Consider the following 23,766-nt stretch of genomic DNA (forward strand, 5'->3'; position numbering starts at 1 on the left):
TGTTACGCCTTGTAAAAGGGCTTGTCCCCCAGAATGGTCGCGCGGTGCATGATGCGCCGCTGCGGCAGATAATCCGCGTTGGCGTAGTGCTGCGTCACGCGGTTATCCCAGATCGCCACGTCATTCTCCTGCCAACGCCAGCGCACCTGAAACTCCGGTTTGGTGATGTGAGCAAACAGGAAATTCAGTAAAGCGTCGCTCTCCTTCGGCGCCAGATCGACGATCCGCGTGGTGAACCCTTCATTGACGAACAGCGCCTGCCGGCCGCTGACCGGATGGGTACGCACCACCGGATGCAACAGCGGCGGGTTTTTCTGCACCGCCAGTTGCCAGCGCTGATGCTCTTCTTCACTGCCGCGATGCTTGTGCTCCGGGAACGACTTGGTGAAGTCATGTTCCGCGCGCAGCCCCGCGAGCAGCGTTCTGAACGGCGCCGACAGCGCCTCATAAGCGGCGATGCCGCTGGCCCACAGCGTATCGCCGCCGGTGACAGGCAGCGTCTTGGCCGCCAGGATCGCCCCCAGCGGCGGGTTCTCGATAAAGGTCACGTCGGTGTGCCAGTTGTCGTTGTCCGGCGGGTTGTCGTCGTGGGTATCGAGCACGATGATCTCTTCCACGTCGGTGGCGTGCGGATAGACCGGATGGATATGCAGATCGCCGAAGCGGCCGGCCAGATCGCGCTGCTGCAGCGGCGTGATCGGCTGGTTGCGGAAGAACAGCACCTGATGCTTGAGCAGCGCATGATAAAGCTGTTCAAACTGGCCATCGCCCAACGGCCGGGCCAACTCGACATTTTCCACCAGCGCCCCGATGTAAGGCCCCAGCGGGGTGATATTCAGACGTTCGTTCATTGCTGTACTCCATGCCACGGGGTCAATCGGCGCTGCAGGGCGCGCAGCCCCAGCTCCAACCCAAATGCAATCACCGCAATCACGCCGATGCCGGCCAGCACCACGTCGGTCGCCAGAAACTCACCGGCGGATTGCACCATAAATCCCAGGCCGCGCGTGGCGGCGATCAGTTCGGCGGCTACCAGCGTCGACCAGCCGACGCCCAGCCCGATGCGAATGCCGGTCAGGATCTCCGGCAGCGCGCTCGGCAGCACCACGAAACGCAGCACCTGCCAACGCGTGGCGCCCAGCGCGCGAGCGGCGCGTACCCGCACCTGCGCCACGCTGCGCACGCCCGCCACGGCGGAGAGCGTCACCGGCGCGAAAATCGCCAGATAAATCAGCAAGATCTTCGAGGTTTCGCCGATGCCGAACCAAATCACCATCAGCGGCAAATACGCCAACGGCGGCACCGGACGATAGATCTCAATCAGCGGATCGAGGATGCCGCGCACCGTGTCGTTCAGCCCCATGGCGATGCCCACCGGAACGCCGACGATCACCGCCGCCAGCAGCGCCACCAAAATGCGCCCCAGGCTGGCCGCCAGATGCTGCCACAGCGTGGCGTCCATAAAGCCTTGTGGGCTGGCGATGGTGATCAACTGATGCAATACCTGCTGCGGCGCCGGTAGGAACAGCGGGCTGATCAGCTGCAGCGCCGTCACGCCCCACCAGACGATCAACACCGTCAACAGCGTGGCGCCGCTCAGCCAAACGTTGCGCGGCACGCTGAAACGGCGCGTCGCTTTGCCCTGCGGCTGCGCCGCGGCCTTTAACGTGGAATGCAGGCTCATAACAAGGCCTCGCGCTGTTGGAAAACTTTGCCCAGCACGTATTCGCGCTGCGCGATAAATTCAGGATCGGACTTAATCGAGCGGCAGGCTTCGCCGTCGGCATAGCGTTGGCCGAAGTTCAGCGACAGCCGCTCCACCACCTGCCCCGGCCCCGGCGACAGCAGCAACAGTTCGCTGGCGAGGAACACCGCCTCTTCAATATCGTGAGTAATCAGCAGCACCTGCTTGCCGGTATCGCGCCAGATGGTCAGCAGCAGCTCCTGCATCTGCTCGCGAGTGAACGCGTCCAGCGCGCCGAACGGTTCATCCAGCAACAGCAGACGCGGATCGGCGGCCAGGGCGCGGGCGATGCCGACGCGTTGGCGCATGCCGCCGGAAAGCTGCCAGATGAAATGCCGCTCGTAACCGGCCAGACCGACGCGCTGCAACATCTGCTCCGCCACCTGGCGGCGCTGCGCCTTGCCGACGCCGGCCAGCTGCAGGCCGAACTCGACGTTGTCCACCACGTTACGCCACGGCAGTAAACCCTCATGCTGGAACACCACGCCCCGTTCGGCGCTTGGGCCATGAACGGACGTTCCATCCAGCGTGATGCTGCCAGCTGAAGGCTCGATAAACCCGGCGATTAAATTCAGCAGCGTGGTTTTGCCGCAGCCCGACGGGCCGAGCACCACCACCAGTTGCCCGGCGGCGATCTGGAACGACACGTCACGCAGCGCGGGCCGCCCCTGATATTCTGCTGAAAGATGGCTGACGTTTAGCATCCTGCTTCCTTACGACTGCGGCGCAGCCTGCACCTGTTTCACAAAACGGTCGGTGACGTAAGCGCTGTAGTCGCTGTCGACCTGCGGGATCTTGCCCTGCTGCTTGAGGAATTCGGCGGTATCGCGGATTGCCTTGTCCACCGGCTGGCCGAGTTGGGCGACCTGATCCGCCACCGGCAGATAACGGTTCCCCTTCACCAGCTCCGGCACCTGCGCTTCCGGCACGCCGCTCAAGCGCGCCAAGGTGCTGAGATGGCTCGGATCTTTCAGCCACTGTTCCGGCGCCGCCAGGTAGGCCTTCTGCGCCTGTAGGGCGCTGGCGGCAAAGGCGGTCACCACGTCGGGATGTTTCTCGGCAAAGTCTTTGCGCACCACCCACACGTCCAGGGTTGGCGAACCCCATTCGCCCACCTGCGCGGAGTCGGTCAACACCTTGCCTTGTTTGGCCAGTTCGTTGACCACCGGCGCCCAGACGTAGGCGCCGTCGATGTCGCCGCGCTGCCAGGCGGCGGCGATGGCCGGCGGCTGCAGATTGAGGATCTTCACCTGTTCAGGCTTGATGCCCCAATGTTTGAGCGAGGCCAGCAGGCTGTAATGAGTCGTAGAAATAAACGGCACCGCGATGCGTTTGCCGATCAGATCCTGCGGGCTTTTGATGTCATTCTTCACCACCAACGCTTCGGAACTGCCGAGCTGCGAGGCGATGAGGAACACTTCGATGGGGAGTTTTTGGCTGGCGGCCACCGCCAGCGGGCTGGAGCCGATATTGCCGATCTGCACGTCGCCGGAGGCCAGCGCGCGCAACACGCTGGAGCCGCTGTCGAACTTACGCCAGTCGACGGTCGCACCGGACTGTTTGGCGAAGCTGTTTTCCGCCTGCGCCACCTTGGCCGGCTCCGCCGACGTCTGGTACGCCACGGTGACGTCCACCGCATAGGCGCTGGCCGCGCTGAGCGACAGCGCCAGCAGCGCCGCGTTGCGTAAAGAAAAGAGTTTGCCCGCCATGTTCCGCTCCGTTGATAAAAATCTGTTCAGTTGCTGACAGTTTTATCTGAGCGATGACGGGCGATAAAAGAATAAAAAAGTCTTCTTTATTACCTTAGGTAATATTAAAGCGAATCACAGCACGATCGTCCCGCGCAAGAACACGTGAGCGTAGCCGCCGAGCAGCGTGCGGTCCCCTTGCAGTTCGCAGAACAGCTCGCCGCCGCGCGCCGAAATCTGCCGGGCGTGCAACCGATGGCGGCCGAGACGCGCCGTCCAGTAAGGCATCAACGTACAATGCGCGGAACCGGTCACCGGATCCTCGCCGCCGTCGAGCGTGAAATAGCGCGACACGAAGTCCACGGTGTCACCCGGCGCGGTGACGATCACCGCGCGGCCGGCCAATGCGATCAGCGCCGGGATGTCCGGGCGCAGCGCGCGCACCTGCGCCTCATTTTCCACCACCGCCAGCAGCGCTTTCGCCTGCCACACTTCCTGCGGCTGCACGCCCAGCAGCGCCGCGAGGCCCGCCGGTTCGGCGACTTTCTGCGGCGGCCTGGCGGGGAAATCAAGCACCAGCCGCTCCCCATCCCGCTCATCGCGCTTGACGAACAGCTCGCCGCCGGCCGATCTGAAGCGAATATCCTTCAGCGCCGGGTTAACCGCGCTGAACATAATATGCGCCGCCGCCAGCGTGCCGTGGCCGCAAAGATCGACCTCACGCTCCGGGGTAAACCAGCGAATGGCGGTCATGTCGCCGTCATCCCAGACAAAGCTGGTCTCCGGCAGGCCGATCTCGTTGGCGATCGCCTGCATCCGCTCCGTCGGCAGTGGCTGCGTCAGCAGGCAGACCCCGGCCGGGTTGCCGCGCAGCCCCTCACCGGTAAAGGCGACCACGTGATAATAGTTTTCCGCCATCGTTCCGCTCCTTAATGCCAAATCAGTAATACACAGGCTGCAGTCAGCAGCCCCATGGAAACGTTGAAGATAATCCAGGCCTTTTTGCTGCGCAGCAGGCGGCCGATCACCGTGCCGAACGCCAGCCAGATAACGCCGGCGACGATGTTTACCGCCAAAATGCCCAGCGCGATCGCCGCAATGGAACCGTTGTACTTATCGCCCGCCAGACTGAAGCTCGCCACCGCGCCCAGCGCCATCAGCCAGGCTTTCGGGTTGAGGAACTGCAGCAGCCAGCCCTGATACAGCCGCACCGGCTGCGGCGGCGCCACGTCGGTTTCCAGCTTTTCATAGGCGGCGGTGGCGACTTTCCACGCCAGCCACAGCAGGTACAAACTGCCGAGGATTTTCAGGATCAGGTGCAGCGACGGGTAAACCAGGATCAGGCTGCCGACGCCGAAGGCCACCAGCAGCAAAATGCTTTGCATGCCGAGCATGATGCCGACCATCAGCCACAGCGATCGCATAAAGCCGAAGTTAGCGCCGGAAGTGGTCAGCAGCAGATTATTGGGGCCAGGCGTGATGGCCGCGACCCACAGGAAGCCCAGCATCGAAAGGAATAAACTCGGTTCCATGGCACGGGTGCTCCTCACCCAAGGCGCTTTTTTGCAGTATCATTGTTAATTCTTGGTATTGAAGCTAACAGTGCGCTAGGGATCTCACAATAGCCGCCCACAACATTTTACTCAGCCTATGCCTAACACCTTTCGCCCTCTGACCGGGGCCAGTAACCCGCACCTGCAAACGCTGTTGCCGCGGCTGGTGCGCCGCCGCGTGTTATTGAAACCGCATTGGCAACGGCTGGAATTGCCCGACGGCGATTTCGTCGATCTCGCCTGGAGCGAGGATCCGGCGCAGGCGCGCGACAAACCGCGCGCGGTGCTGTTCCACGGCCTGGAGGGCAGCTTCTACAGCCCCTACGCGCATGGCCTGCTCAACGCCTGGCGCGATCGCGGCTGGCTGGGCGTGGTGATGCACTTTCGCGGCTGCAGCGGCGTGCCCAACCGCAAACAGCGCATCTATCACTCCGGCGAAACCGAAGACGCGCGCTTCTTTCTGCGCTGGCTGCGCGACCGCTACGGCGAAGTGCCAACCGCGGCGGTAGGCGTTTCGCTCGGCGGCAACATGCTGGCCTGCTATCTGGCGCAGCAAGGCGCCGACAGCCTGCTGCAGGCGGCGGTGGTGGTCTCGGCGCCGCTGATGCTGGAACCCTGCGCCTACCGCATGGAACAAGGCTTCTCCCGCGTTTATCAGCGCTACCTGCTGGGGCAGCTGAAACAAAACGCCACCCGCAAGCTGTTGCACTATCCGGACACCCTGCCGCTCAAGCTGTCACAGCTGAACGGTTTGCGGCGCATCCGCGAGTTCGACGATGCCATCACTTCGCGCATTCACGGCTTCAGCGACGCCACCGACTATTATCGCCGCTGCAGCGCCCTGCCGCTGTTGCCGTCCATCCAGACGCCGCTGCTGATCATCCATGCGAAGGACGACCCTTTCATGACCCCTGAGGTGATCCCCGACGTCGCCGGCCTGCCGCGCAATATCGAATATCAGCTGACTGAGTTCGGCGGCCACGTCGGCTTCGTCGGCGGCACGCTGAAAAAACCGCACATGTGGCTGGAGCATCGCATTCCGGCCTGGCTTTCCCCTTATCTGGACATTCCGACGTGATTATTCCCTGGCAAGAACTGGCAACCGACACCCTGAACAGCCTGATCGAATCCTTTGTGCTGCGCGAAGGCACCGATTACGGCGAGCACGAACGATCGCTGGAGCAGAAGGTGGAGGACGTGCGCCGCCAGCTGAAAAACGGCGAGGTGGTGCTGGTGTGGTCGGAACTGCATGAGAGCGTCAACATCATGCCGCGCGGTCAGTTCCGCGCCGGGCAGGAAGAAATTTAGTGGCGCCCGGTTCTATGACTGACGGAAAAAATCAGGTAACAATGGGACATTGCAAACCAGCGCGCGCCATTTTTTCCTGACATAGAGAGCGTCAACAAGAGCCACAATAATCCCCTGACGCCGGCGCATTCAACACGGAGTGACAACCACCATGTCTGCCAAACATCCCGTTATCGCGGTGACCGGTTCCAGCGGCGCCGGCACCACCACCACCAGCGTGGCGTTCCGCAAAATCTTCCAACAGCTCAACATTCGCGCCGCCGAGCTGGAGGGCGACAGCTTCCACCGCTACACCCGGCCGGAAATGGACGCGGCGATCCGCAAGGCGCGCGATCTGGGCAGACACATCAGTTATTTCGGCCCCGAGGCCAACGACTTCGGCCTGCTGCAGCAGAGCTTTATCGAGTACGGCAAAAACGGCACCGGCCGTTCGCGCAAGTACCTGCACACCTACGACGAAGCGGTGCCCTACAATCAGGTGCCGGGCACCTTCACCCCGTGGGAGCCGCTGCCGGCGCCGACCGACGTGCTGTTCTACGAGGGGCTGCACGGCGGTGTGGTCACCGAGCACCATGACGTGGCCAACCACGTCGATCTGCTGGTCGGCGTGGTGCCGATCGTCAACCTGGAGTGGATACAGAAGCTGATCCGCGATACCGGCGAACGCGGCCACTCCCGCGAGGCGGTGATGGATTCGGTGGTGCGCTCGATGGAAGACTACATCAACTACATTACGCCGCAATTCTCGCGCACCCACATCAACTTCCAGCGCGTGCCGACGGTGGACACCTCCAACCCGTTCGCCGCCAAGGCCATTCCCTCACTGGATGAAAGCTTCGTGGTGATCCACTTCCGCGGCCTGGACCAGATCGACTTCCCCTACTTGCTGGCGATGCTGCAGGGCTCGTTTATCTCGCACATCAATACGTTAGTGGTGCCGGGCGGCAAAATGGGGCTGGCGATGGAGCTGATCATGGCGCCGCTGGTGCAGCGGCTGCTGGAAGGCAAGAAGATCGAATAAGCGCGTTGAGCGCGGCGCCGAGCCGCGCTCCGTCTCGATTACGCCGGCTGGCGGATCTCGAAGCTGTGGGTCACCGTGGCGGCCTTGTTGAGCATCAGCGCCACCGAGCAGTACTTCTCCGCCGACAGGTTCACCGCTCGCTCGACGATTTTGTCGGTCAGATCCTGGCCGGTAACGATGAAGTGCAGGTTGATATGGGTGAACAACCGCGGGGCTTCTTCGCGGCGCTCGGAGGTCAGCTTCACCTCGCAGTCGCGCACGTCGTTGCGCCCTTTTTGCAGGATGGACACCACGTCGATCGCGCTGCAGCCGCCCACCGACATCAGCACCATCTCCATCGGGCTGGGCGCTTTATCACCGGCGTTGCCGTCCATCAGCACCTGATGGCCGGAGGCCGATTCACCCAAAAACGTTAACCCTTCCACCCATTTAACTCTTGCCTGCATTCTGGTCACTCCGGTTGATTTCTTAAAATCAGAGTACGCTTTCGCATAGAAACAGGCAACGTAACCTGATGCTAATCATGCTGAAGCGAGACAACACGAGACACCCGCCTTACTCTGTGCTACAAACAGAGCCGCAATAAATCTTTCCGGGACACTGTATTTCAGGGAAACGCCCAGAGAAAGGCTCCTTTACCGGTATGTTAACAGAATGTAGCTTGCAGCGCTTACGGCAAGTTAATATGCTAGAGCGACAGCGTATTTTTATGACACGCCTCAAAACTTGCCGGTAGCCCTCGCTCATGACTGCGGCTACAGGCGGGTTTTACAGGGAACTCTGACCCCTGTGACACAAGGCAGCGATAACAACAGAGGATAACAGCGAATGGTTCTCGGCAAACCGCAAACAGACCCTACTCTCGAATGGTTCCTGTCTCATTGCCATATCCACAAATATCCATCGAAGAGTACGCTGATTCACCAAGGTGAAAAGGCCGAAACGCTTTACTACATCGTGAAAGGCTCCGTCGCGGTGCTGATCAAGGATGAAGAAGGTAAAGAGATGATCCTGTCCTACCTCAACCAGGGGGATTTCATCGGCGAGCTCGGATTGTTCGAAGAAGGCCAGGAGCGCAGCGCCTGGGTTCGCGCGAAAACCGCCTGTGAAGTGGCCGAAATTTCCTACAAGAAATTCCGCCAACTGATCCAGGTGAACCCGGACATCCTGATGCGTCTGTCCGCCCAAATGGCGAGCCGCCTGCAGGTCACCTCCGAAAAAGTGGGCAACCTCGCCTTCCTGGACGTGACCGGCCGCATCGCGCAAACCCTGCTGAATCTGGCGAAGCAACCCGACGCTATGACTCACCCGGACGGCATGCAGATCAAGATCACCCGTCAGGAGATCGGCCAGATCGTCGGCTGCTCGCGTGAAACCGTTGGCCGTATTCTGAAAATGCTGGAAGATCAAAACCTGATTTCCGCCCACGGCAAAACCATTGTCGTCTACGGCACCCGTTAATCTCCGAAGAAACGGCGCAATCTGCGCCGTTTTTTTATCTGCTCTCTGCCATGTGGCGCCGCCTGATCTACCACCCGGAAATCAACTACGCACTGCGACAAACGCTGGTGTTGTGCCTGCCGGTGCTGTTCGGCTTGTTGATAGGCCAGCTGCAGCTCGGCCTGATGTTCTCTCTGGTGCCCGCCTGCTGCAATATCGCCGGTCTGGACACGCCGCATAAGCGCTTCTTTAAACGGCTGATCGTCGGCGGCTCGCTGTTCGCCTTCAGCAGCGTGCTGTTGCAACAGGCGCTGCTGTGGCACGTGCCGCTGCCGGCGCTGATGCTGGGCCTGGCGCTGCTGCTCGGCGTCACCGGTGAAATCAGCCCGCTGCACGCCCGGCTGTTGCCGGCGGCGCTGGTGGCCGCCATCTTCTCCCTCAGCATGGCCGGCACCGTGCCTCTCTGGCAGGCGCCGCTGCTGTACGCGATCGGCACCGCCTGGTACGGCTTATTCACCTGGTTCTGGTTCCGGCTGTGGAAAGAGCAGCCGATGCGCGAGACGCTGAGCCAGCTCTATCTGGAACTGGCGGACTACTTCGAAGCCAAATACTCGCTGCTGACTCAGCACACCGATCCGCAGACCGCGCTGCCGCCGCTGCTGGTGCGCCAGCAAAAGGTGATGGATCTGATCAGCCTGCTGTACCAACAGCTTAATTTCCTGCCGCACGCCAACAACCTCGATCAAAAGCGTCTGCAACGCGCCTTTCAGGTGGCGATGGATCTGCAGGAGCACATCACCGTCAGCCTGCACTTGCCGGAGGAAGTACAAAAACTGATGGAGCAGAGCCAGGCCGAAGCGATCATTCGCCGCAACGCTCAGGTGATCGCCGGGCGGCTGCGCGTGGTGGCGCACGATATTCTCTACCATCAACATTCGAAGCGCTTTTCCATGACGCACGAACTGGCGGCGCTGGAAAAAATGGCGGCGCAGCATCCCGACAACCCGGTCGGCCAGTTTTGTTACTACCATTTCAGCCGCATTGCCCGCCTGCTGCGCACCCAGCATCCGCTGTACCGCCGCGATTTGATGCCCAGCCAGCATCGCCTGCCGTTTTGGCCGGCGTTGGCCAGCTACCTGTCGTTCAAATCCACGGCGCTGCGCAACGCCGCGCGGCTGGGGGTGACGCTGGCGGTCGGCAGCAGCCTGGGGGCGGTATTCAATCTGCCGAAGCCGTACTGGATACTGCTCACCATCATGCTGGTGAGCCAAAACGGCTATAACGCCACCCGGGTGCGCATTCAGCACCGTGCGCTCGGCACGATCGCCGGTCTGTTGCTGGCGGCCGGGCTGTTGCAGCTGCAGTTACCGGAAGCAGAAACACTGAGCATCATGCTGATGATCACGCTGCTGGCCTACCTGGTTTCGCGCAAGAACTACGGGCTGTCGGTGATTGGCTTTACGGTCACTGCGGTTTACACCCTGCAGCTGCTGGCGCTGAACGGCTCGCATTTTTTGGTGCCGCGTCTGATCGATACGCTGATCGGCTGCGTGCTGGCGTTCGGCGGCACCATTTGGCTGTGGCCGCAGTGGCAAAGCGGGCTGCTGCGCAAGAATGCCCATCAGGCGCTGGAAAACGATCAAGCCGCGCTGCGGCTGATGCTGAAGCAACCGGAGCCGGACGCCACCGCGTTGGCCTATGCCCGCATGCAGGTCAACCAGGCGCACAATGCGCTGTTCACTTCGCTCAATCAGGCGATGCAGGAACCGGGGTTCGCCTCGAACTATCTGGCGGACATGCGGCTGTGGGTCACTCACAGCCAGTTCATCGTCGAACACCTGAACGCCATGACCATCTTGGCGCGCGAGCACTACATGCTGACGCCGAAGCTGGCGGAAGCGTATCTGCAAACCTGTGAAATCGCGCTGCAAAGCTGCCAGCAGCGGTTGGAATACGACGGCCCGAGCAGTGACAACAGCGGCATCATGCAGCCGCCGGATCTGCATCCGGAGATGCCCGTCACCGAGATGGAACGTCATTTGCGGCGCATTCTGTCGCACCTGAGCGTCATGCACACCATTTCGTCGCTGGCCTGGCGCCAGCGCCCGCACCACGGCATCTGGCTCAAGCGTAAACTGCGCGATCAATAAGGGCGCGGCATGCCGCGCCCCGTTATTCGCCGCAGGTGCTTCAGGCGTTGATCACATCCTGCACCGCCAGCTCGAACAGCGCCATGCCGGCCTCGATGTCCTGCAGCTCCACCACCAGCGACGGTGCGAAGCGGATCACGTTCGGCCCGGCGTTGAGGATCATCAGCCCACGCGCGGCGGCGGCGGTGAGGAAATCGCGCGCTCTGCCATGATAATGCGGCGTCAGCTCGGCGCCGATCAGCAACCCCATGCCGCGAATGGCGGTGAAAATACTGTATTTATCGCCGATATTCTGCAAAGCCTGCACATACAGCGCATGGCGCTGCTCGATGCCGCTCAGCACCTCCGGCGTATTGATCACATCCAGCGCCGCCTCCGCCACCGCGCAGGCCAGCGGGTTGCCGCCGTAGGTGGTGCCATGAGTGCCCACCTGCATCACCGACGCAATCTCTTCGGTAGTCAGCATGGCGCTCACCGGGAAACCGCCGCCCAGCGCCTTGGCGGTGGTGAGAATGTCCGGCGTCACGCCATAATGCATATAGGCGAACAGCTTGCCGCTGCGCCCCATGCCGCTTTGCACTTCATCGAACACCAGCAGCGCCTGATGTTGGTCGCACAGTTTGCGCACGCCTTTAAGGAAGTCGGCGTCGACCGGCGTAATGCCGCCCTCGCCCTGAATCGGCTCCATCACCACCGCGCAGGTGTGGTCGTCCATCACCGCTTTCACCGCCGCCAGATCGTTGAACGGCACGTGCACGATGTCGGCCGGCTTCGGCCCGAACCCGTCGGAATATTTGGCCTGCCCGCCCACCGACACGGTGAACAGCGTGCGGCCGTGAAACGCGTTATAGAAGGCGATGATTTTGGTTTTGTACGGGCTGTGACGGGTAATGGCGTAATGGCGCGCCAATTTGAACGCCGCCTCGTTGGCCTCTGCGCCGGAGTTGGCGAAGAACACCCGATCGGCGAAGGTGGCGTCGATCAGTTTGCTCGCCAGGCGCAGCGCCGGTTCATTGGTAAAGACGTTGCTGGTATGCCACAGGGTTTCCCCCTGACGTTTGAGCGCCTCGACCAGCGCCGGATGGCAGTGCCCCAGCGCCGTCACCGCGATGCCGCCGGAAAAATCGATATACTCTTTTCCCTGCTGATCCCAGACCCGGCTGCCTTTGCCGCGCACCGGCACAAACTGGGCGGGTGCATAAACAGGCAGGATCACCTGGTCAAAGGTGCTGCGGCTCACTGCGGATTTGTCAGTCATTTTCGGCTCCACCCTGAAGGTTTTTCAGCGCTATCGCGATGTCATTATGAAAATATAATCACGAAATATGCATAAAAAAACACTAAAGCGCAAATGCAAAACGCCTGACGGGCGAAAAAAACGCGAAGGGATTAACGCCTGAGAAAATTGTCCAACAGCTGATGGCCCTGCTCGCTGAGCACGCTTTCCGGGTGGAACTGCACCCCTTCCAGCGCCAGCGTGCGGTGGCGGATGCCCATGATCTCGTCGCGCACGCCGTCGCGTTCGCTCCAGGCGGTCACTTCAAAGCAATCCGGCAGCGTATCGGCTTTCAGCACCAGCGAATGGTAACGCGTCACGGTCAGCGGATCGCTCAGGCCGCGAAACACGCCGACGCCCAGATGGCGAATCGCCGAGGTTTTGCCGTGCATCACCGCGCGGGCGCGCACCACCTCGGCGCCGAACGCCTGCCCCAGCGCCTGGTGCCCCAGGCACACGCCGAGGATCGGTAGCTTGCCGGCGAAATGACGAATGGCGGCCAGCGAGATGCCCGCTTCGTTCGGGGTACAAGGGCCGGGGGAAATCACCAGATGCTGCGGCGCCAGCCGCTCGATATCGGCCAGCTGCAGCTCATCATTGCGCTTCACCACCACCTCGGAGCCCAACTCGCAGAAGTACTGGTAAAGGTTATAGGTAAAGGAGTCGTAGTTATCGATCAGCAGCAGCATGTTAGGTCCGGCAGAGAAAAACGCCGCCATAGTTTACTGATTTAACCCGCCGCTGCCGACGATAATTTCCGCTTACTTTTTACGGCCGCCGGTGATCGAGCCCAGTACGCCGCGCAGGATCTGCCGGCCGAGATCGCGCGCCATGCTCTTGGCAGCGGTCTGGACGATGCCGTCGCGTTTGCCACCGCGCGGACCGGTGGAACCGAACAGCAGCTCGTTCAATCCGTCCATCAGGCCGCCGCCCGTCTGTTGCTGCGCTTGCGCCTGCGGTTGCTGCCCCTGCTGCGCAGTGCCGACGGTGGCGAAGCCGCCCGACGACAGCTTCTCGTAGGCGGACTCGCGGTCAATCATGTCTTCATAGCGGCCATACAGCGGCGACTTGTTGATCGCGCTGTTCAGCCCTTCCGCGCCGAGCATGCCCATTTTGGATTCCGGCGCGATGACCATCGCCCGCTCCACCACGTTCGGCCGGCCCTTCTCGTCGAGGAATGACACCAGCGCTTCGCCCACGCCCAGCTCGGTGATCGCCGTTTCGGCATCGAAGGCCGGATTGGCGCGCAGGGTTTGCGCCGCCGTTTTCACCGCCTTCTGATCGCGCGGCGTGAAGGCGCGCAGCGCATGCTGTACGCGGTTGCCCAACTGGCCCAGCACGCTGTCCGGGATATCCAGCGGGTTCTGGGTGACGAAGTAAATGCCGACGCCTTTGGAGCGGATCAGGCGCACCACCTGTTCGATCTTGGTCAACAGCGCCGCCGGCGCGTCGTTGAACAGCAGGTGCGCTTCATCGAAGAAGAACACCAGCTTCGGCTGTTCAGGGTCGCCCACTTCCGGCAGATGTTCAAACAGCTCGGCCAGCAGCCACAGCAGGAACACTGAATACAGCTTCGGCTGATTGATCAGCTTGTCCGCCGCCAGCAGGTTGATCACGCCATGACCGTTGGCGTCGGTTTTCATCAGATCGTTGATGTCCAGCATCGGCTCGCCGAAGAACTGGTTGGCGCCCTGCTCTTCCAGCGTCAGCAACCCGCGCTGGATGGCGCCGATCGACGCGGCAGAGATGTTGCCGTACTGAGTCTGGAATTGTTTGGCGTTATCGCCGACGAACTGCACCATGGCGCGCAGGTCTTTCATGTCCAACAGCAGCAGCGCGTTGTCATCGGCGATTTTGAACACCAGCTGCAGCACGCCACTTTGCACCTCGTTCAGATCCAACAGGCGCCCCAGCAGCAGCGGCCCGAGATCGGAAATGGTGGCGCGGATCGGATGCCCCTTTTCGCCGTAAATATCCCACGGGATAATGGTGCAGGCCTGCGGCTGCCAGTCGGTGACGCCGATCGCCGCCAGGCGCGCCTGCAGCTTCTCGGAAGGCACGCCCTCGGCGCCGATGCCGGACAGATCGCCCTTCACGTCCGACAGGAACACCGGCACGCCGATGCGCGAGAACTGTTCGGCCATTTTTTGCAGCGTCACCGTCTTGCCGGTGCCGGTTGCCCCGGTAATCAACCCGTGGCGGTTGGCCAACGCCGGCAAAATCACCAGATCCTGTTCCGGTTTTCCGTCTTTCATCGCTTTGGCGATAATCCGTGGTTCACTCATTTTCTGTTCCTTTGACGCTGACGCGGCGCGAAACGCGCCTGTTGATGCAATAAAGCTATAAGCGCCGCGTAACCCCGTCAAGGACAAACAAAAAGGGCGCCGTCGGGACGCCCATGATGCCTGTCTTTTCAGAATCCCCCTAAGACCTGCGTCACCCCCGCAGCCCCAGTTGCTCCTTCAGCGCTTTCAAATAGCGCCGGCTGACCGGCACCGGATCGCCGGCGGACATGATCATCTCCGCCGCGCCGCCTTCTTCGAAGCGGATCTCGCGCACCTGCTCCAGGTTGACCAAATACTGCCGATGGCAGCGCACCAGCGGCGTACGGCTTTCCAGCGTGCGCAGCGTCAATTCGGTGAAACACTCCATGCCGTCGCTGCGCACCACGAATACCCCGCTCAGTTTGGAACGGATCGCCAACACCTCGTCGAACCGCAGCAGATAGATGCGGCTGTGGCCGGTGCAGGGAATGTATTTCAGGTAGCCGGCGCTCTCATCCAGCGCCGTCACATCCTGCGGCGCACTGCGCTGCCGCAGGCGTTGCAGCGTCTTGCTCAGCCGCTTCGGCTCCGCCGGCTTCAGCAGATAGTCGAAGGCGTGCTCCTCGAACGCCTGCACCGCGTATTCGTCGTAGGCGGTCAGAAACACGATGTGCGGCATCCGATTGGGATCCAGCATGCCGACCATTTCCAGCCCGCTGATACGCGGCATTTGAATATCGAGAAACACCACGTCCGGCTGCAGCCGGTGGATCTGGCTGATGGCTTCGATGGCGTTGGCGCATTCGCCGATGATCGTGATCCCCGCTTCGGCCTCCAGCAGATGGCGCAGGTTGTCGCGCGCGGAAGGCTCATCGTCAACAATCAGTGCGTTTAACATCAGGCGGCCCTCTCCATGGGAACATTGAGCGTAATGCGGGTATAGGCGTCCGGCCGGCAATCCACCTGCACGCCATAGCCTTCGCCGTAGCGCACGCGAATGCGTTTATCCACCAGATTCATACCCAGCCCGCTGCAGTTCGGTTTCGGCTGGAACAGCCCGGCGTTGTCCGTCACCTGCAGCAGCAGATGCTCGCCTTCGCAGCAGGCGCCGATTTCGATGCGGCCCACGCCCAACAGATGCGAGGTGCCGTGCTTGATGGCGTTCTCGACGATCGGCTGCAGCGAAAACGCCGGCAGCCGCGCCGCCAGCAGCGCCTCGGGCAGCGATACCGCAACCTCCAGCCGATCGGCGAAACGCGCTTTCTCGATCTGCAGGTAGGCGTTCACATGTTCTATCTCGTCCGCCAGGCTGACTTCATCATCCGAGCGCTTGAGGTTTTTGCGAAAGAAGGTCGAAAGGGACTGCACCAACTCGCAGGCGCGCTCGCCATCACGGCGGATCACCGCCACCAGCGTATTCAACGCATTGAACAGGAAATGCGGGTTGACCTGCGCATGCAACAGCTTGATCTCCGACTGCGCCAACAGCTGCTTGTGGCGCTCGTACTGTCCGGCCATGATCTGCGCCGACAGCAGGCTGGCGATGCCTTCGCCCAGCGTGCGGTTGATAGTGCTGAACAGCTGGCTTTTCGGTTCGTACAGCTTGATGGTGCCGATGACCCGCTGATTTTCGCCGCGCAGCGGGATCACCAGCGTCGATCCCAGCTTGCAGGCCGGATTGATCGAGCAGCAGTAAGAGAGCTGGTTGCCGTCGGCGTAGACCACCTCGTTGTTGTCGATGGCGCGATGCGAATGCACCGAGGCGATCGGCGTCCCCGGCAGGTGGTGATCGTCGCCGATGCCGATAAACGCCAACAGCTTGTCGCGATCGGTGATCGCCACCGCGCCGATGCCCAGTTCCTGATAAATCACCCGGGCGACCTTCATGCTGTTTTCCTGATCGAACCCCTGCCGCAGGATGCCCTCGGTACGCTCGGCGATTTTCAGCGCCTTGGAAGAGAAAGCGCTGGTGTATTTCTCGAACATCGCGCGCCGATCCAGCAGGATTTGCATAAACATCGCCGCGCCGACGGTATTGGCGATCATCATCGGCAGCGCGATGTGTTCCACCAGCTGCAACGCCTCGTTGTAAGGGCGCGCCACCGCCAGAATGATCGCCATCTGCAACACTTCCGCCACCAGCGCCACGCCGCCGACGAACAGCGGATTGAACAGCAGCTCGATGCGCCCGCGGCGCATGGCGATGCTGTGTACGATGCCGCCGACCAGGCCTTCCGACACCGTGGAGATCGCGCAGGCCACGTCGGTCATGCCGCCGAGCGTATACCGGTGCAGGCCGCCGGTCAGCCCGACCAGAAAGCCTACCGACGGCCCGCCCAGCAGGCCGCCCAGGACCGCGCCTATCGCGCGGGTATTGGCGATCGAATCCTGAATGTGCAACCCGAAATAGGTGCCCATGATACAGAACACCGAGAAGATCACGTAACACAGCAGCTTGTGCGGCAGGCGAATGGTCACCTGCATCAGCGGGATAAACAGCGGGGTTTTGCTCAGCAGATAGGCGATGACGAGATAGACGCACATCTGCTGCAACAGCAACAGCACCTGGTTAAATTCATACATGGCAGCAACTCATCCAGAGACAACAAAGGGCGAACGCCGGATTTCCGGTCTGGTTATTGTCTGCCGATTAGAGCATGGGGCGCGGGAGAAAACAGTGATGAAGGCAAGGCTTCGTGAGGAAGGACGGCCGACCCCGGCGGGATCGGCCAAAAAACTTACGGCAGCACCTTGGCCGACAGAATCACCACCGGTTTGGTCGGCACATTCTGGTAAGGGCCGACGTTGCCGGTCGGCACCTGAGCGATCTTGTCCACGACGTCCATGCCTTTCACCACTTTGCCGAACACGGCGTAGCCGAAGTCACGCTGGCCGTGATCCAGGAAGGCGTTATCGGCCACGTTCAGGAAGAACTGGCTGGTGGCGCTGTCCTTGTCGGCGGTGCGCGCCATCGAAATGGTGCCGCGCAGGTTGCGCAAGCCGTTGTCGGCTTCGTTCTTGATTGGCGCCTTGGTGGATTTCTGCTGCATGTCAGCGGTGAAACCGCCGCCCTGAATCATAAAGCCAGGGATCACACGGTGGAAAATGGTGTTGTTGTAGTACCCGCTGTTCACGTAATCGACGAAATTCTGGGTGGAAACCGGTGCCTTCTGACTGTCGAGCGCCAACTCGATATTCCCTGCCGAGGTGGTCAGCATGACATGGGTTTCACCGGCGGCGAGCGCCGCTGGCGCCATCGCTGTCAGGGAACACAGCGCGACGAAGGTCACTAAAGTACGTTTGAACATTAACGGGTCCTTTCTCTGAGAGACAAACAACGGAAAAGCGCTTTGATTCTAAAGAGCTGTATCGGCAAGTGCCAGCCATTTACCTATATTTACCCAATTACGGGACATATCCTAGGTGGCCCTGAATTTTGCTGCGGAAAGTATGGGCGCAGAAGGCTTTTTTGCCAACCGCGTCACGCATTTTTTGCCCAGCGCCGCCCCGGGGCGTTTTTTGCGATCTACCTCCCAGTTTGCACACCCGTTGCCGTTACCCTATATAAATGAGAGCGCTCTCATTATAAAAAGAACGGATACTGAGGTATCCCACGGCGGCGTCGCCGCGCAACCCCTGGAGAAATGACGTGAGTGAATTGATGACTGAAGTCAGCCCCGAGTTTGAAAGCACCATCATGGAACTGCTGGTGTTCTCCGGCAGCGCACGCAGTAATGCGTTGATGGCGTTGCGGCAAGCGCGCGCCGGTGACTTCGCCGCCGCGGCCAAACACATGGTCGAATCCAAAGAGTGGGTGAAGAAGGCGCACCTGATCCAGACCGAGCTGATCGGCCTGGACGAAGGCTGCGGCAAGTTGGCGATCAACCTGATCACGGTACATGCGCAGGATCATCTGATGAACGCCATGGTGATCCAGGATCTGGCCGACGACATGATCGAGCTCTATCGCCGTCAGTCGCAAACGGAGGGCCGCTCATGAGCACGCTCAAAATCGCGGTGATTGGCGGTGGCAGCAGCTACACTCCCGAACTGGTCGATGGGCTGATCCAACGCATCGATGAGCTGCCGGTCACCGAACTGGCGCTGGTGGACGTCGAGCCAGGCCGCCAAAAAGTGGAAACCATCGCCGCCCTGACCCGCCGCATGCTGGCGCGCCACGGGCTGGAACAGGTGAAGGTCAGCGTGCACTTCGCGCTGGACGAAGCGATTCGCGGCGCCGCTTTCGTGCTGACCCAGTTCCGCGTCGGGCAACTGCCGGCGCGCGCCGCCGACGAACGGCTGGGCCTCAAATACCAGCTGCTCGGCCAGGAGACCACCGGCGTCGGCGGCTTCGCCAAGGCGCTGCGCACCATTCCGGTAATGCTGGATATCGCCCGTCGGGTGGAAAAGCTGGCGCCGGACGCCTGGATCATCAACTTTACCAACCCGGCCGGCATCGTCACCGAGGCGGTGTCCCGCTTTACCAAAGCGAAGATCATCGGCCTGTGCAACGTACCGATCAGCATGCATCACATGATCGCCAACATGCTGCTGGCGCCTTACGCCGACGTGCAGCTGCGGTTCGCCGGTTTGAACCACATGGTCTGGGTGCATCAGGTCACGCAGCAGGGGCGCGACGTCACCGGCAAAGTGATCGATATGCTGTGCGACGGCGCGGCGCTGACCATGAACAACATCAAGGAAGAGCCCTGGCAGCCGGACTTCCTGCGCGCGCTCGGCGCCATCCCCTGCCCGTACCACCGCTATTTTTACCAGACCCGCGAGATGCTGGCGGAAGAGATGGCCGCCGCCGGCGAGCGCGGCACCCGCGCCGAGCAGGTGATGCAGGTGGAGAAAGAGCTGTTCGAGCTGTATGCCGATCCGCAGTTGAACACGAAACCGGAACAGCTCAGCTTCCGCGGCGGTTCTTTCTATTCCGAAGTTGCGCTGGAGCTGATCCGTGCTATCCATAATAATCTCGGCACGCAATTAGTGGTCAACACCGCAAACCGCGGCGCAATCCATGGCCTGCCGGACGATGCTGTGATAGAAATCAACTGTATCGTCGATGCTCAGGGCGCGCATCCGCTGACCTTCGGCCCCCTGTCGGAACCGATGCAGGCGCTGACGCAGCAGGTGAAAGCCTACGAACGCCTGACCATCGAGGCCGCGGTGCACGGCGATCGCCGCAGCGGCTTGCTGGCGCTGATCGCCAACCCGCTGGTGGGCAACGCCAATCTGGCGCAGCCGTTGCTGGACGAGGTGTTGACGATAAACGCGCCGTATTTGCCGCAGTTCAGGTAAGCGCCTGCGCGCGGTATGACAGGGGTTCGGCGCGCCGAACCCATTTTTTTAGCCGTAATCAGGAGTTGGACGATGGTGACACTGGAAGATGTCGCGGCGCTGGCGGGCGTATCGCGCGCCACCGTATCGCGGGTAGTGAACGGTGACAGCAACGTCAAAGCGCCGACCCGCGAGAAGGTTGAGCGCGCCGTCGCCCAGCTCGGTTACACCCCCAACCCGGCGGCCCGCGCGCTCGCCTCCAGCCACAGCAATACCCTCGGGCTGGTCACCACATCGTATCGCGGCGGCTTCTTCGGCGCGCTGATGGACTTCGTGCAAACCGAGGCCGAATCCCACGGCAAGCAGCTACTGGTGACCCAGGGCCGCAACAGCGCCGAAAACGAATGGCAGGCGGTGCAGCGGCTGTTCAGCCTGCGCTGCGACGGCGTGATCCTGCACGTGCGTTTTCTCAGCGACGATCGGCTGCGCCAGCTGGCGGCGGAGCAACGTCATTTCGTGTTGCTCGATCGTCTGGTGCCGGGGCTGGAAGACCGCTGCGTCACCTTCGATCATCCGCTCGCCAGCCGCATGGCGACCCAGCAACTGCTCGACGTCGGCCACCGGCGCATCGCCTGCATCAGCGGGCCGCGCGAGCGGCCGTCGAGCCGCCTGCGGCTGCAAGGGTTTGAAGAGGCGATGCAGGCGGCGAATATCGAGCCGGTGGCCTGTCTGGAGGGCGTTTACGATCTGGAAAGCGGTTACCGCTGCGCCGATCGCCTGTTGCGGCAGGCCGCGCCGCCCAGCGCCATCTACTGCTGCAACGAAGAGATGGCGATCGGCGCCCTGCTGGCGATCAACGAGCACCGCCTGCGGGTGCCGCAGGATATCTCCTTGATCTGCTACGACAGCGGCGAACGCGCGCCCTTCGTCCGCCCGGCGTTGAGCAGCGTACACTTTCCCATCAGCGAGATGGCGCAATACGCGGCGCGCAGGTTGATCGATCCCGCCACCCCGACGCACCGTTTTGAGCCGACGATCATCAACCGTGATTCCATTGTGACGGTACGCAAATAGATCACAATAATGCGTATCATCCCTTCATGGGTTGCATCAAAAAATCGACAGCCATCACAAAAAATCCCGTTGTCTGTGCTAGGATCCGCCCCCTGGTGGCCTGAACGGGACTTTTTTCTGCGTTTGCCAGGAAAAGCCAGCGGCCTTATGCCAGTTTTAAAACCTCTAACAGACATATTCAGGCCTATATAATGAATGACAGTAACCGCATACGGCTTACCTGGATCAGCTTCTTTTCGTACGCGCTGACCGGTGCTTTAGTGATCGTCACAGGGATGGTGATGGGAAACATTGCAGAGTACTTTAATCTGCCGGTTTCCAGCATGAGTAACACCTTTACTTTCCTCAACGCCGGCATTTTGATTTCTATCTTCCTCAATGCCTGGCTGATGGAAATCATCCCGCTGAAGCGTCAGCTGATCTTCGGCTTTGTCCTGATGGTGCTGGCGGTGGCGGGGCTGATGCTCGGCAAGAGCCTGACCATGTTCTCGCTGTGCATGTTTATCCTTGGCGTGGTTAGCGGCATCACCATGTCGATCGGCACCTTCCTGATCACCCACATGTATGCCGGCCGCCAGCGCGGTTCACGCCTGTTGTTCACCGATTCCTTCTTCAGCATGGCCGGGATGATTTTCCCAATCGTCGCCGCCATGCTGCTGGCTCGCCATATCGGCTGGTACTGGGTTTATGCCTGCATCGGCCTGCTGTACGTGGGGATCTTCGTGCTGACCCTGTGCTCCGACTTCCCGGTGCTGGGCAAGAAAGGCGCCGACGCCGGTCAACCGGTCGAGAAAGAAAAATGGGGCATCGGCGTGCTGTTCCTGTCGATCGCCGCGCTGTGCTACATCCTTGGCCAGCTGGGCTTCATTCAGTGGGTGCCTGAGTACGCCACCAAGTCGTTCAACATGGACATCGGCCAGGCCGGTAAGCTGGTGAGCGACTTCTGGACCTCATACATGGTCGGCATGTGGGTGTTCAGCTTCATCCTGCGCTTCTTCGATCTGCAGCGCATCGTTACCGTGCTGGCCGCGCTGGCCACCGGCGCGATGTACTTGTTCGTCAGCACCGACAATCCGGAGCACCTGGGCTACTACATCATGGCCCTGGGCTTCGTTTCCAGCGCCATCTACACCACGCTGATCACCCTCGGCTCGCTGCAGACCAAGGTCTCCTCGCCGAAGCTGGTCAACTTTATCCTGACCTGCGGCACCATCGGCACCATGCTGACCTTCGTGGTCACCGGCCCGATCGTGGCGAAAGGCGGGGCGCACGCGGCGCTGACCACCGCCAACGGCCTGTACCTGGCGGTGTTCGTGATGTGTCTGCTGCTGGGCTTCGTGACCAAGCACCGCAGCCACGGTCACGTAACGCACTGATTTCTTCGCATCAAATACATCAAGGGCGCCCGCAAGGCGCCCTTTTTTTGCGCCTTAGCGCCGAAAATCCACCGTCTCATCCTGCTGCAGATGCAGCGTGGTTTCCGCCGGCCGCGTTTCGGCGATCACCGCACCCTGGCGAATCGAATAACGCACCGGCGTCTGGCGGCGCACCGCGTCGAAACCGCTTTCCGCCGGCAGGATCACCAGGTTGGCGCTGTTGCCGGCCGCCAGGCCGTAGTCGCTCAGGTTAAGAGTGCGCGCGCTGTGGCTGGTGATCAGCTTCAGCCCGTCGTCGATTTGGCCATAGCCCATCAGCTGGCACACGTGCAGCCCCATATGCAGCACCTGCAGCATGTTGGCGGTACCGAGCGGATACCAGGGATCGAACACATCGTCGTGGCCGAAGCAGACGTTGATCTCCGCCTCCAGCATCTCCTTCACCCGCGTCACGCCGCGCCGTTTTGGGTAGCTGTCGAAACGCCCCTGCAGGTGAATGTTCACCAGCGGGTTGGCGACGAAGTTGATGCCGGACATTTTCAGCAGGCGGAACAGCCGCGAGGCGTAAGCGCCGTTGTAAGAGTGCATCGCCGTGGTGTGGCTGGCGGTGACTTTCTCCCCCATCTCCAGCTTCAGCGCCAGCGCCGCCACGGTCTCGACGAAACGCGATTGCTCATCGTCAATTTCATCGCAGTGCACGTCCACCAGCCGATCGTATTTTTGCGCCAGCGCGAATGCCTTGTGCAGCGACTCCACGCCGTACTCGCGGGTGAACTCGAAATGCGGAATGGCGCCCACCACGTCGGCTCCCAGCCGCAGCGCTTCTTCCAGCAATGCTTCGCCGTTGGGATAGGAAAGGATCCCCTCCTGCGGGAAGGCGACGATCTGCAGCGTTACCCAGGGCGCCACCTCCTGCTTAACTTCCAGCATGGCGCGCAGTGCCGTCAGCGTGGGATCGGAAACGTCGACGTGGGTGCGCACATACTGCACGCCGTTGGCGATCTGCCACTTGAGCGTTTGCCAGGCGCGTTGCTTGACGTCTTCATGGGTCAACAAGGCTTTGCGTTCTGCCCAGCGCTCAATCCCCTCAAACAGCGTGCCGGACTGGTTCCAGGCCGGCTGGCCGGCGGTTTGGGTGGTATCCAGATGAATATGGGGTTCGACGAATGCCGGCAGCGCCAGCCCGCCCTGCGCATCCAGCACGTCGCTGCGCCACTCCTGCCCTTCCGGCTGCGGCACCAGATGCGCAATGCGCCCCTGTTCTATCGCCAGTTGCCACAATCCTTCATGCCCGCTTAAACGCAGGTTGTCGATAAACTTCAATGGACGTTTCACCACCCTTCACCTCTGCCGTTGCGCTGGTTTTCTTCATCATACTGGCAGCGGATCGCGCTGACAAAGTCGCCGTTGCATGCCGGCCTGCGCGTCTACTCCCAGCGGGGTAGTTGGTGCGCGACCTGACTCGCTTCAGCTAAAGGTGAATAAAATCCGCAACTTATCAAAAAACGTGGAAAATCATTCATATACCACGTTGTGGGTATATAAAGGCGCGATTGATTTGCATCAATAAATTGCCCCTCGGGAGGGAT

Annotated in this window: 23 protein-coding genes; 9 read left to right on the forward strand and 14 right to left on the reverse strand. The window is 61.1% G+C overall.

Annotated elements, in window-relative coordinates; translation table 11 throughout:
- Positions 1-2 precede the first annotated feature (2 nt).
- From tauD to ACJ8PE_RS20790, 6 genes are all read right to left on the reverse strand, one after another.
- Positions 3-851 (reverse strand): taurine dioxygenase, encoded by an 849-nt coding sequence (gene tauD / locus ACJ8PE_RS20765; RefSeq protein WP_187048450.1) that lies wholly within the window; start codon positions 849-851, stop codon positions 3-5.
- Positions 848-1,684 (reverse strand): taurine ABC transporter permease TauC, encoded by an 837-nt coding sequence (tauC, locus tag ACJ8PE_RS20770; protein ID WP_117187570.1) that lies wholly within the window; start codon positions 1,682-1,684, stop codon positions 848-850. Before tauC ends, tauD begins: the two co-directional genes overlap by 4 nt.
- Entirely contained in the window at positions 1,681-2,448 is a 768-nt protein-coding gene (tauB, locus tag ACJ8PE_RS20775; RefSeq protein ID WP_033645255.1) for a taurine ABC transporter ATP-binding subunit, read from the reverse strand. The genes tauC and tauB overlap by 4 nt, the downstream gene beginning before the upstream one ends.
- A gap of 9 nt (positions 2,449-2,457) precedes the next feature.
- Positions 2,458-3,453 (reverse strand): taurine ABC transporter substrate-binding protein, encoded by a 996-nt coding sequence (tauA, locus tag ACJ8PE_RS20780; protein ID WP_004930383.1) that lies wholly within the window; start codon positions 3,451-3,453, stop codon positions 2,458-2,460.
- A gap of 114 nt (positions 3,454-3,567) precedes the next feature.
- The gene (locus ACJ8PE_RS20785) at positions 3,568-4,350 is read right to left on the reverse strand and encodes a PhzF family phenazine biosynthesis protein (RefSeq protein WP_197760611.1); all 783 of its coding nucleotides are present in this window, start codon (positions 4,348-4,350) and stop codon (positions 3,568-3,570) included.
- Positions 4,351-4,361: 11 nt separating this feature from the next.
- On the reverse strand, positions 4,362-4,964 hold the full coding sequence (locus tag ACJ8PE_RS20790) for a LysE family translocator (protein WP_171404490.1): 603 nt from the start codon (positions 4,962-4,964) through the stop codon (positions 4,362-4,364).
- Positions 4,965-5,082: 118 nt separating this feature from the next.
- Between ACJ8PE_RS20790 and ACJ8PE_RS20795 the strand changes: the two genes are divergently transcribed.
- From ACJ8PE_RS20795 to ACJ8PE_RS20805, 3 genes are all read left to right on the forward strand, one after another.
- Positions 5,083-6,063: a hydrolase gene (locus ACJ8PE_RS20795; protein WP_016930342.1), complete on the forward strand. Its 981-nt coding sequence runs from the start codon at positions 5,083-5,085 to the stop codon at positions 6,061-6,063.
- Positions 6,060-6,293 carry a YheU family protein gene (locus ACJ8PE_RS20800; RefSeq protein ID WP_004930376.1) on the forward strand — a complete coding sequence of 78 codons (234 nt, stop codon included), beginning with the start codon at positions 6,060-6,062 and terminating at the stop codon, positions 6,291-6,293. The genes ACJ8PE_RS20795 and ACJ8PE_RS20800 overlap by 4 nt, the downstream gene beginning before the upstream one ends.
- A 151-nt stretch (positions 6,294-6,444) precedes the next feature.
- A complete protein-coding gene (locus tag ACJ8PE_RS20805) occupies positions 6,445-7,314 on the forward strand; it encodes a phosphoribulokinase (RefSeq protein ID WP_042785488.1) in 870 nt (289 codons plus the stop codon).
- A 38-nt stretch (positions 7,315-7,352) separates the two neighbouring features.
- On the opposite strand, the gene ACJ8PE_RS20810 is transcribed toward ACJ8PE_RS20805, so the two are convergent.
- The gene (locus ACJ8PE_RS20810; RefSeq protein ID WP_004930372.1) at positions 7,353-7,760 is read right to left on the reverse strand and encodes an OsmC family protein; all 408 of its coding nucleotides are present in this window, start codon (positions 7,758-7,760) and stop codon (positions 7,353-7,355) included.
- Between the two features lie 382 nt (positions 7,761-8,142).
- Between ACJ8PE_RS20810 and crp the strand changes: the two genes are divergently transcribed.
- Both crp and ACJ8PE_RS20820 read left to right on the forward strand, forming a co-directional pair.
- Positions 8,143-8,775, forward strand: coding sequence for a cAMP-activated global transcriptional regulator CRP (gene crp / locus ACJ8PE_RS20815; protein WP_004090925.1), 633 nt, complete (start codon positions 8,143-8,145; stop codon positions 8,773-8,775).
- Between the two features lie 50 nt (positions 8,776-8,825).
- Positions 8,826-10,904, forward strand: a complete 2,079-nt coding sequence (locus ACJ8PE_RS20820) for a YccS/YhfK family putative transporter (protein ID WP_197795529.1) — start codon at positions 8,826-8,828, stop codon at positions 10,902-10,904.
- Positions 10,905-10,944: 40 nt separating this feature from the next.
- On the opposite strand, the gene argD is transcribed toward ACJ8PE_RS20820, so the two are convergent.
- From argD to ppiA, 6 genes are all read right to left on the reverse strand, one after another.
- Positions 10,945-12,162, reverse strand: coding sequence for a bifunctional acetylornithine/succinyldiaminopimelate transaminase (gene argD / locus ACJ8PE_RS20825; protein ID WP_197793274.1), 1,218 nt, complete (start codon positions 12,160-12,162; stop codon positions 10,945-10,947).
- Positions 12,163-12,293: 131 nt separating this feature from the next.
- On the reverse strand, positions 12,294-12,869 hold the full coding sequence (locus tag ACJ8PE_RS20830) for an aminodeoxychorismate synthase component II (RefSeq protein ID WP_197793273.1): 576 nt from the start codon (positions 12,867-12,869) through the stop codon (positions 12,294-12,296).
- 72 nt (positions 12,870-12,941) lie between these two features.
- Positions 12,942-14,465 (reverse strand): helicase HerA-like domain-containing protein, encoded by a 1,524-nt coding sequence (locus ACJ8PE_RS20835; protein ID WP_033645261.1) that lies wholly within the window; start codon positions 14,463-14,465, stop codon positions 12,942-12,944.
- Between the two features lie 151 nt (positions 14,466-14,616).
- Entirely contained in the window at positions 14,617-15,342 is a 726-nt protein-coding gene (gene btsR, locus ACJ8PE_RS20840) for a two-component system response regulator BtsR (protein WP_025304522.1), read from the reverse strand.
- A complete protein-coding gene (locus ACJ8PE_RS20845; RefSeq protein WP_197793272.1) occupies positions 15,342-17,027 on the reverse strand; it encodes a sensor histidine kinase in 1,686 nt (561 codons plus the stop codon). The genes btsR and ACJ8PE_RS20845 overlap by 1 nt, the downstream gene beginning before the upstream one ends.
- 155 nt (positions 17,028-17,182) lie before the next feature.
- A complete protein-coding gene (gene ppiA, locus ACJ8PE_RS20850; RefSeq protein ID WP_033636286.1) occupies positions 17,183-17,752 on the reverse strand; it encodes a peptidylprolyl isomerase A in 570 nt (189 codons plus the stop codon).
- A gap of 353 nt (positions 17,753-18,105) precedes the next feature.
- Between ppiA and ACJ8PE_RS20855 the strand changes: the two genes are divergently transcribed.
- The 4 genes from ACJ8PE_RS20855 (at position 18,106) to tsgA (ending at position 22,177) form a co-directional block, all read left to right on the forward strand.
- A complete protein-coding gene (locus tag ACJ8PE_RS20855) occupies positions 18,106-18,444 on the forward strand; it encodes a PTS lactose/cellobiose transporter subunit IIA (RefSeq protein WP_025304525.1) in 339 nt (112 codons plus the stop codon).
- Positions 18,441-19,748 carry a 6-phospho-beta-glucosidase gene (locus ACJ8PE_RS20860; protein WP_197760616.1) on the forward strand — a complete coding sequence of 436 codons (1,308 nt, stop codon included), beginning with the start codon at positions 18,441-18,443 and terminating at the stop codon, positions 19,746-19,748. The genes ACJ8PE_RS20855 and ACJ8PE_RS20860 overlap by 4 nt, the downstream gene beginning before the upstream one ends.
- A 72-nt stretch (positions 19,749-19,820) precedes the next feature.
- A complete protein-coding gene (locus tag ACJ8PE_RS20865; protein ID WP_147838465.1) occupies positions 19,821-20,801 on the forward strand; it encodes a LacI family DNA-binding transcriptional regulator in 981 nt (326 codons plus the stop codon).
- A gap of 191 nt (positions 20,802-20,992) precedes the next feature.
- Positions 20,993-22,177 carry an MFS transporter TsgA gene (tsgA, locus tag ACJ8PE_RS20870; RefSeq protein ID WP_025304528.1) on the forward strand — a complete coding sequence of 395 codons (1,185 nt, stop codon included), beginning with the start codon at positions 20,993-20,995 and terminating at the stop codon, positions 22,175-22,177.
- A gap of 54 nt (positions 22,178-22,231) precedes the next feature.
- Here tsgA and ACJ8PE_RS20875 read toward each other — a convergent pair whose 3' ends face one another.
- On the reverse strand, positions 22,232-23,512 hold the full coding sequence (locus tag ACJ8PE_RS20875; RefSeq protein ID WP_169539927.1) for a cytosine deaminase: 1,281 nt from the start codon (positions 23,510-23,512) through the stop codon (positions 22,232-22,234).
- Between the last annotated feature and the right edge of the window lie 254 nt (positions 23,513-23,766).

This window comes from Serratia sp. CY74737, assembly GCF_052166775.1.
In the GTDB taxonomy this organism is placed as follows: domain Bacteria; phylum Pseudomonadota; class Gammaproteobacteria; order Enterobacterales; family Enterobacteriaceae; genus Serratia; species Serratia ureilytica.

Excerpts from the sequence above, each read along its gene's own strand:
- tauD (WP_187048450.1), bottom strand. The coding sequence starts at position 851 with ATGAACGAACGTCTGAATATCACCCCGCTGGGGCCTTACATCGGGGCG.
- tauC (WP_117187570.1), bottom strand. The coding sequence starts at position 1,684 with ATGAGCCTGCATTCCACGTTAAAGGCCGCGGCGCAGCCGCAGGGCAAA.
- tauB (WP_033645255.1), bottom strand. The coding sequence starts at position 2,448 with ATGCTAAACGTCAGCCATCTTTCAGCAGAATATCAGGGGCGGCCCGCG.
- tauA (WP_004930383.1), bottom strand. The coding sequence starts at position 3,453 with ATGGCGGGCAAACTCTTTTCTTTACGCAACGCGGCGCTGCTGGCGCTG.
- ACJ8PE_RS20785 (WP_197760611.1), bottom strand. The coding sequence starts at position 4,350 with ATGGCGGAAAACTATTATCACGTGGTCGCCTTTACCGGTGAGGGGCTG.
- ACJ8PE_RS20790 (WP_171404490.1), bottom strand. The coding sequence starts at position 4,964 with ATGGAACCGAGTTTATTCCTTTCGATGCTGGGCTTCCTGTGGGTCGCG.
- ACJ8PE_RS20795 (WP_016930342.1), top strand. The coding sequence starts at position 5,083 with ATGCCTAACACCTTTCGCCCTCTGACCGGGGCCAGTAACCCGCACCTG.
- ACJ8PE_RS20805 (WP_042785488.1), top strand. The coding sequence starts at position 6,445 with ATGTCTGCCAAACATCCCGTTATCGCGGTGACCGGTTCCAGCGGCGCC.
- ACJ8PE_RS20810 (WP_004930372.1), bottom strand. The coding sequence starts at position 7,760 with ATGCAGGCAAGAGTTAAATGGGTGGAAGGGTTAACGTTTTTGGGTGAA.
- crp (WP_004090925.1), top strand. The coding sequence starts at position 8,143 with ATGGTTCTCGGCAAACCGCAAACAGACCCTACTCTCGAATGGTTCCTG.
- ACJ8PE_RS20820 (WP_197795529.1), top strand. The coding sequence starts at position 8,826 with ATGTGGCGCCGCCTGATCTACCACCCGGAAATCAACTACGCACTGCGA.
- argD (WP_197793274.1), bottom strand. The coding sequence starts at position 12,162 with ATGACTGACAAATCCGCAGTGAGCCGCAGCACCTTTGACCAGGTGATC.
- ACJ8PE_RS20830 (WP_197793273.1), bottom strand. The coding sequence starts at position 12,869 with ATGCTGCTGCTGATCGATAACTACGACTCCTTTACCTATAACCTTTAC.
- ACJ8PE_RS20835 (WP_033645261.1), bottom strand. The coding sequence starts at position 14,465 with ATGAGTGAACCACGGATTATCGCCAAAGCGATGAAAGACGGAAAACCG.
- btsR (WP_025304522.1), bottom strand. The coding sequence starts at position 15,342 with ATGTTAAACGCACTGATTGTTGACGATGAGCCTTCCGCGCGCGACAAC.
- ACJ8PE_RS20845 (WP_197793272.1), bottom strand. The coding sequence starts at position 17,027 with ATGTATGAATTTAACCAGGTGCTGTTGCTGTTGCAGCAGATGTGCGTC.
- ppiA (WP_033636286.1), bottom strand. The coding sequence starts at position 17,752 with ATGTTCAAACGTACTTTAGTGACCTTCGTCGCGCTGTGTTCCCTGACA.
- ACJ8PE_RS20855 (WP_025304525.1), top strand. The coding sequence starts at position 18,106 with ATGACTGAAGTCAGCCCCGAGTTTGAAAGCACCATCATGGAACTGCTG.
- ACJ8PE_RS20860 (WP_197760616.1), top strand. The coding sequence starts at position 18,441 with ATGAGCACGCTCAAAATCGCGGTGATTGGCGGTGGCAGCAGCTACACT.
- ACJ8PE_RS20865 (WP_147838465.1), top strand. The coding sequence starts at position 19,821 with ATGGTGACACTGGAAGATGTCGCGGCGCTGGCGGGCGTATCGCGCGCC.
- tsgA (WP_025304528.1), top strand. The coding sequence starts at position 20,993 with ATGAATGACAGTAACCGCATACGGCTTACCTGGATCAGCTTCTTTTCG.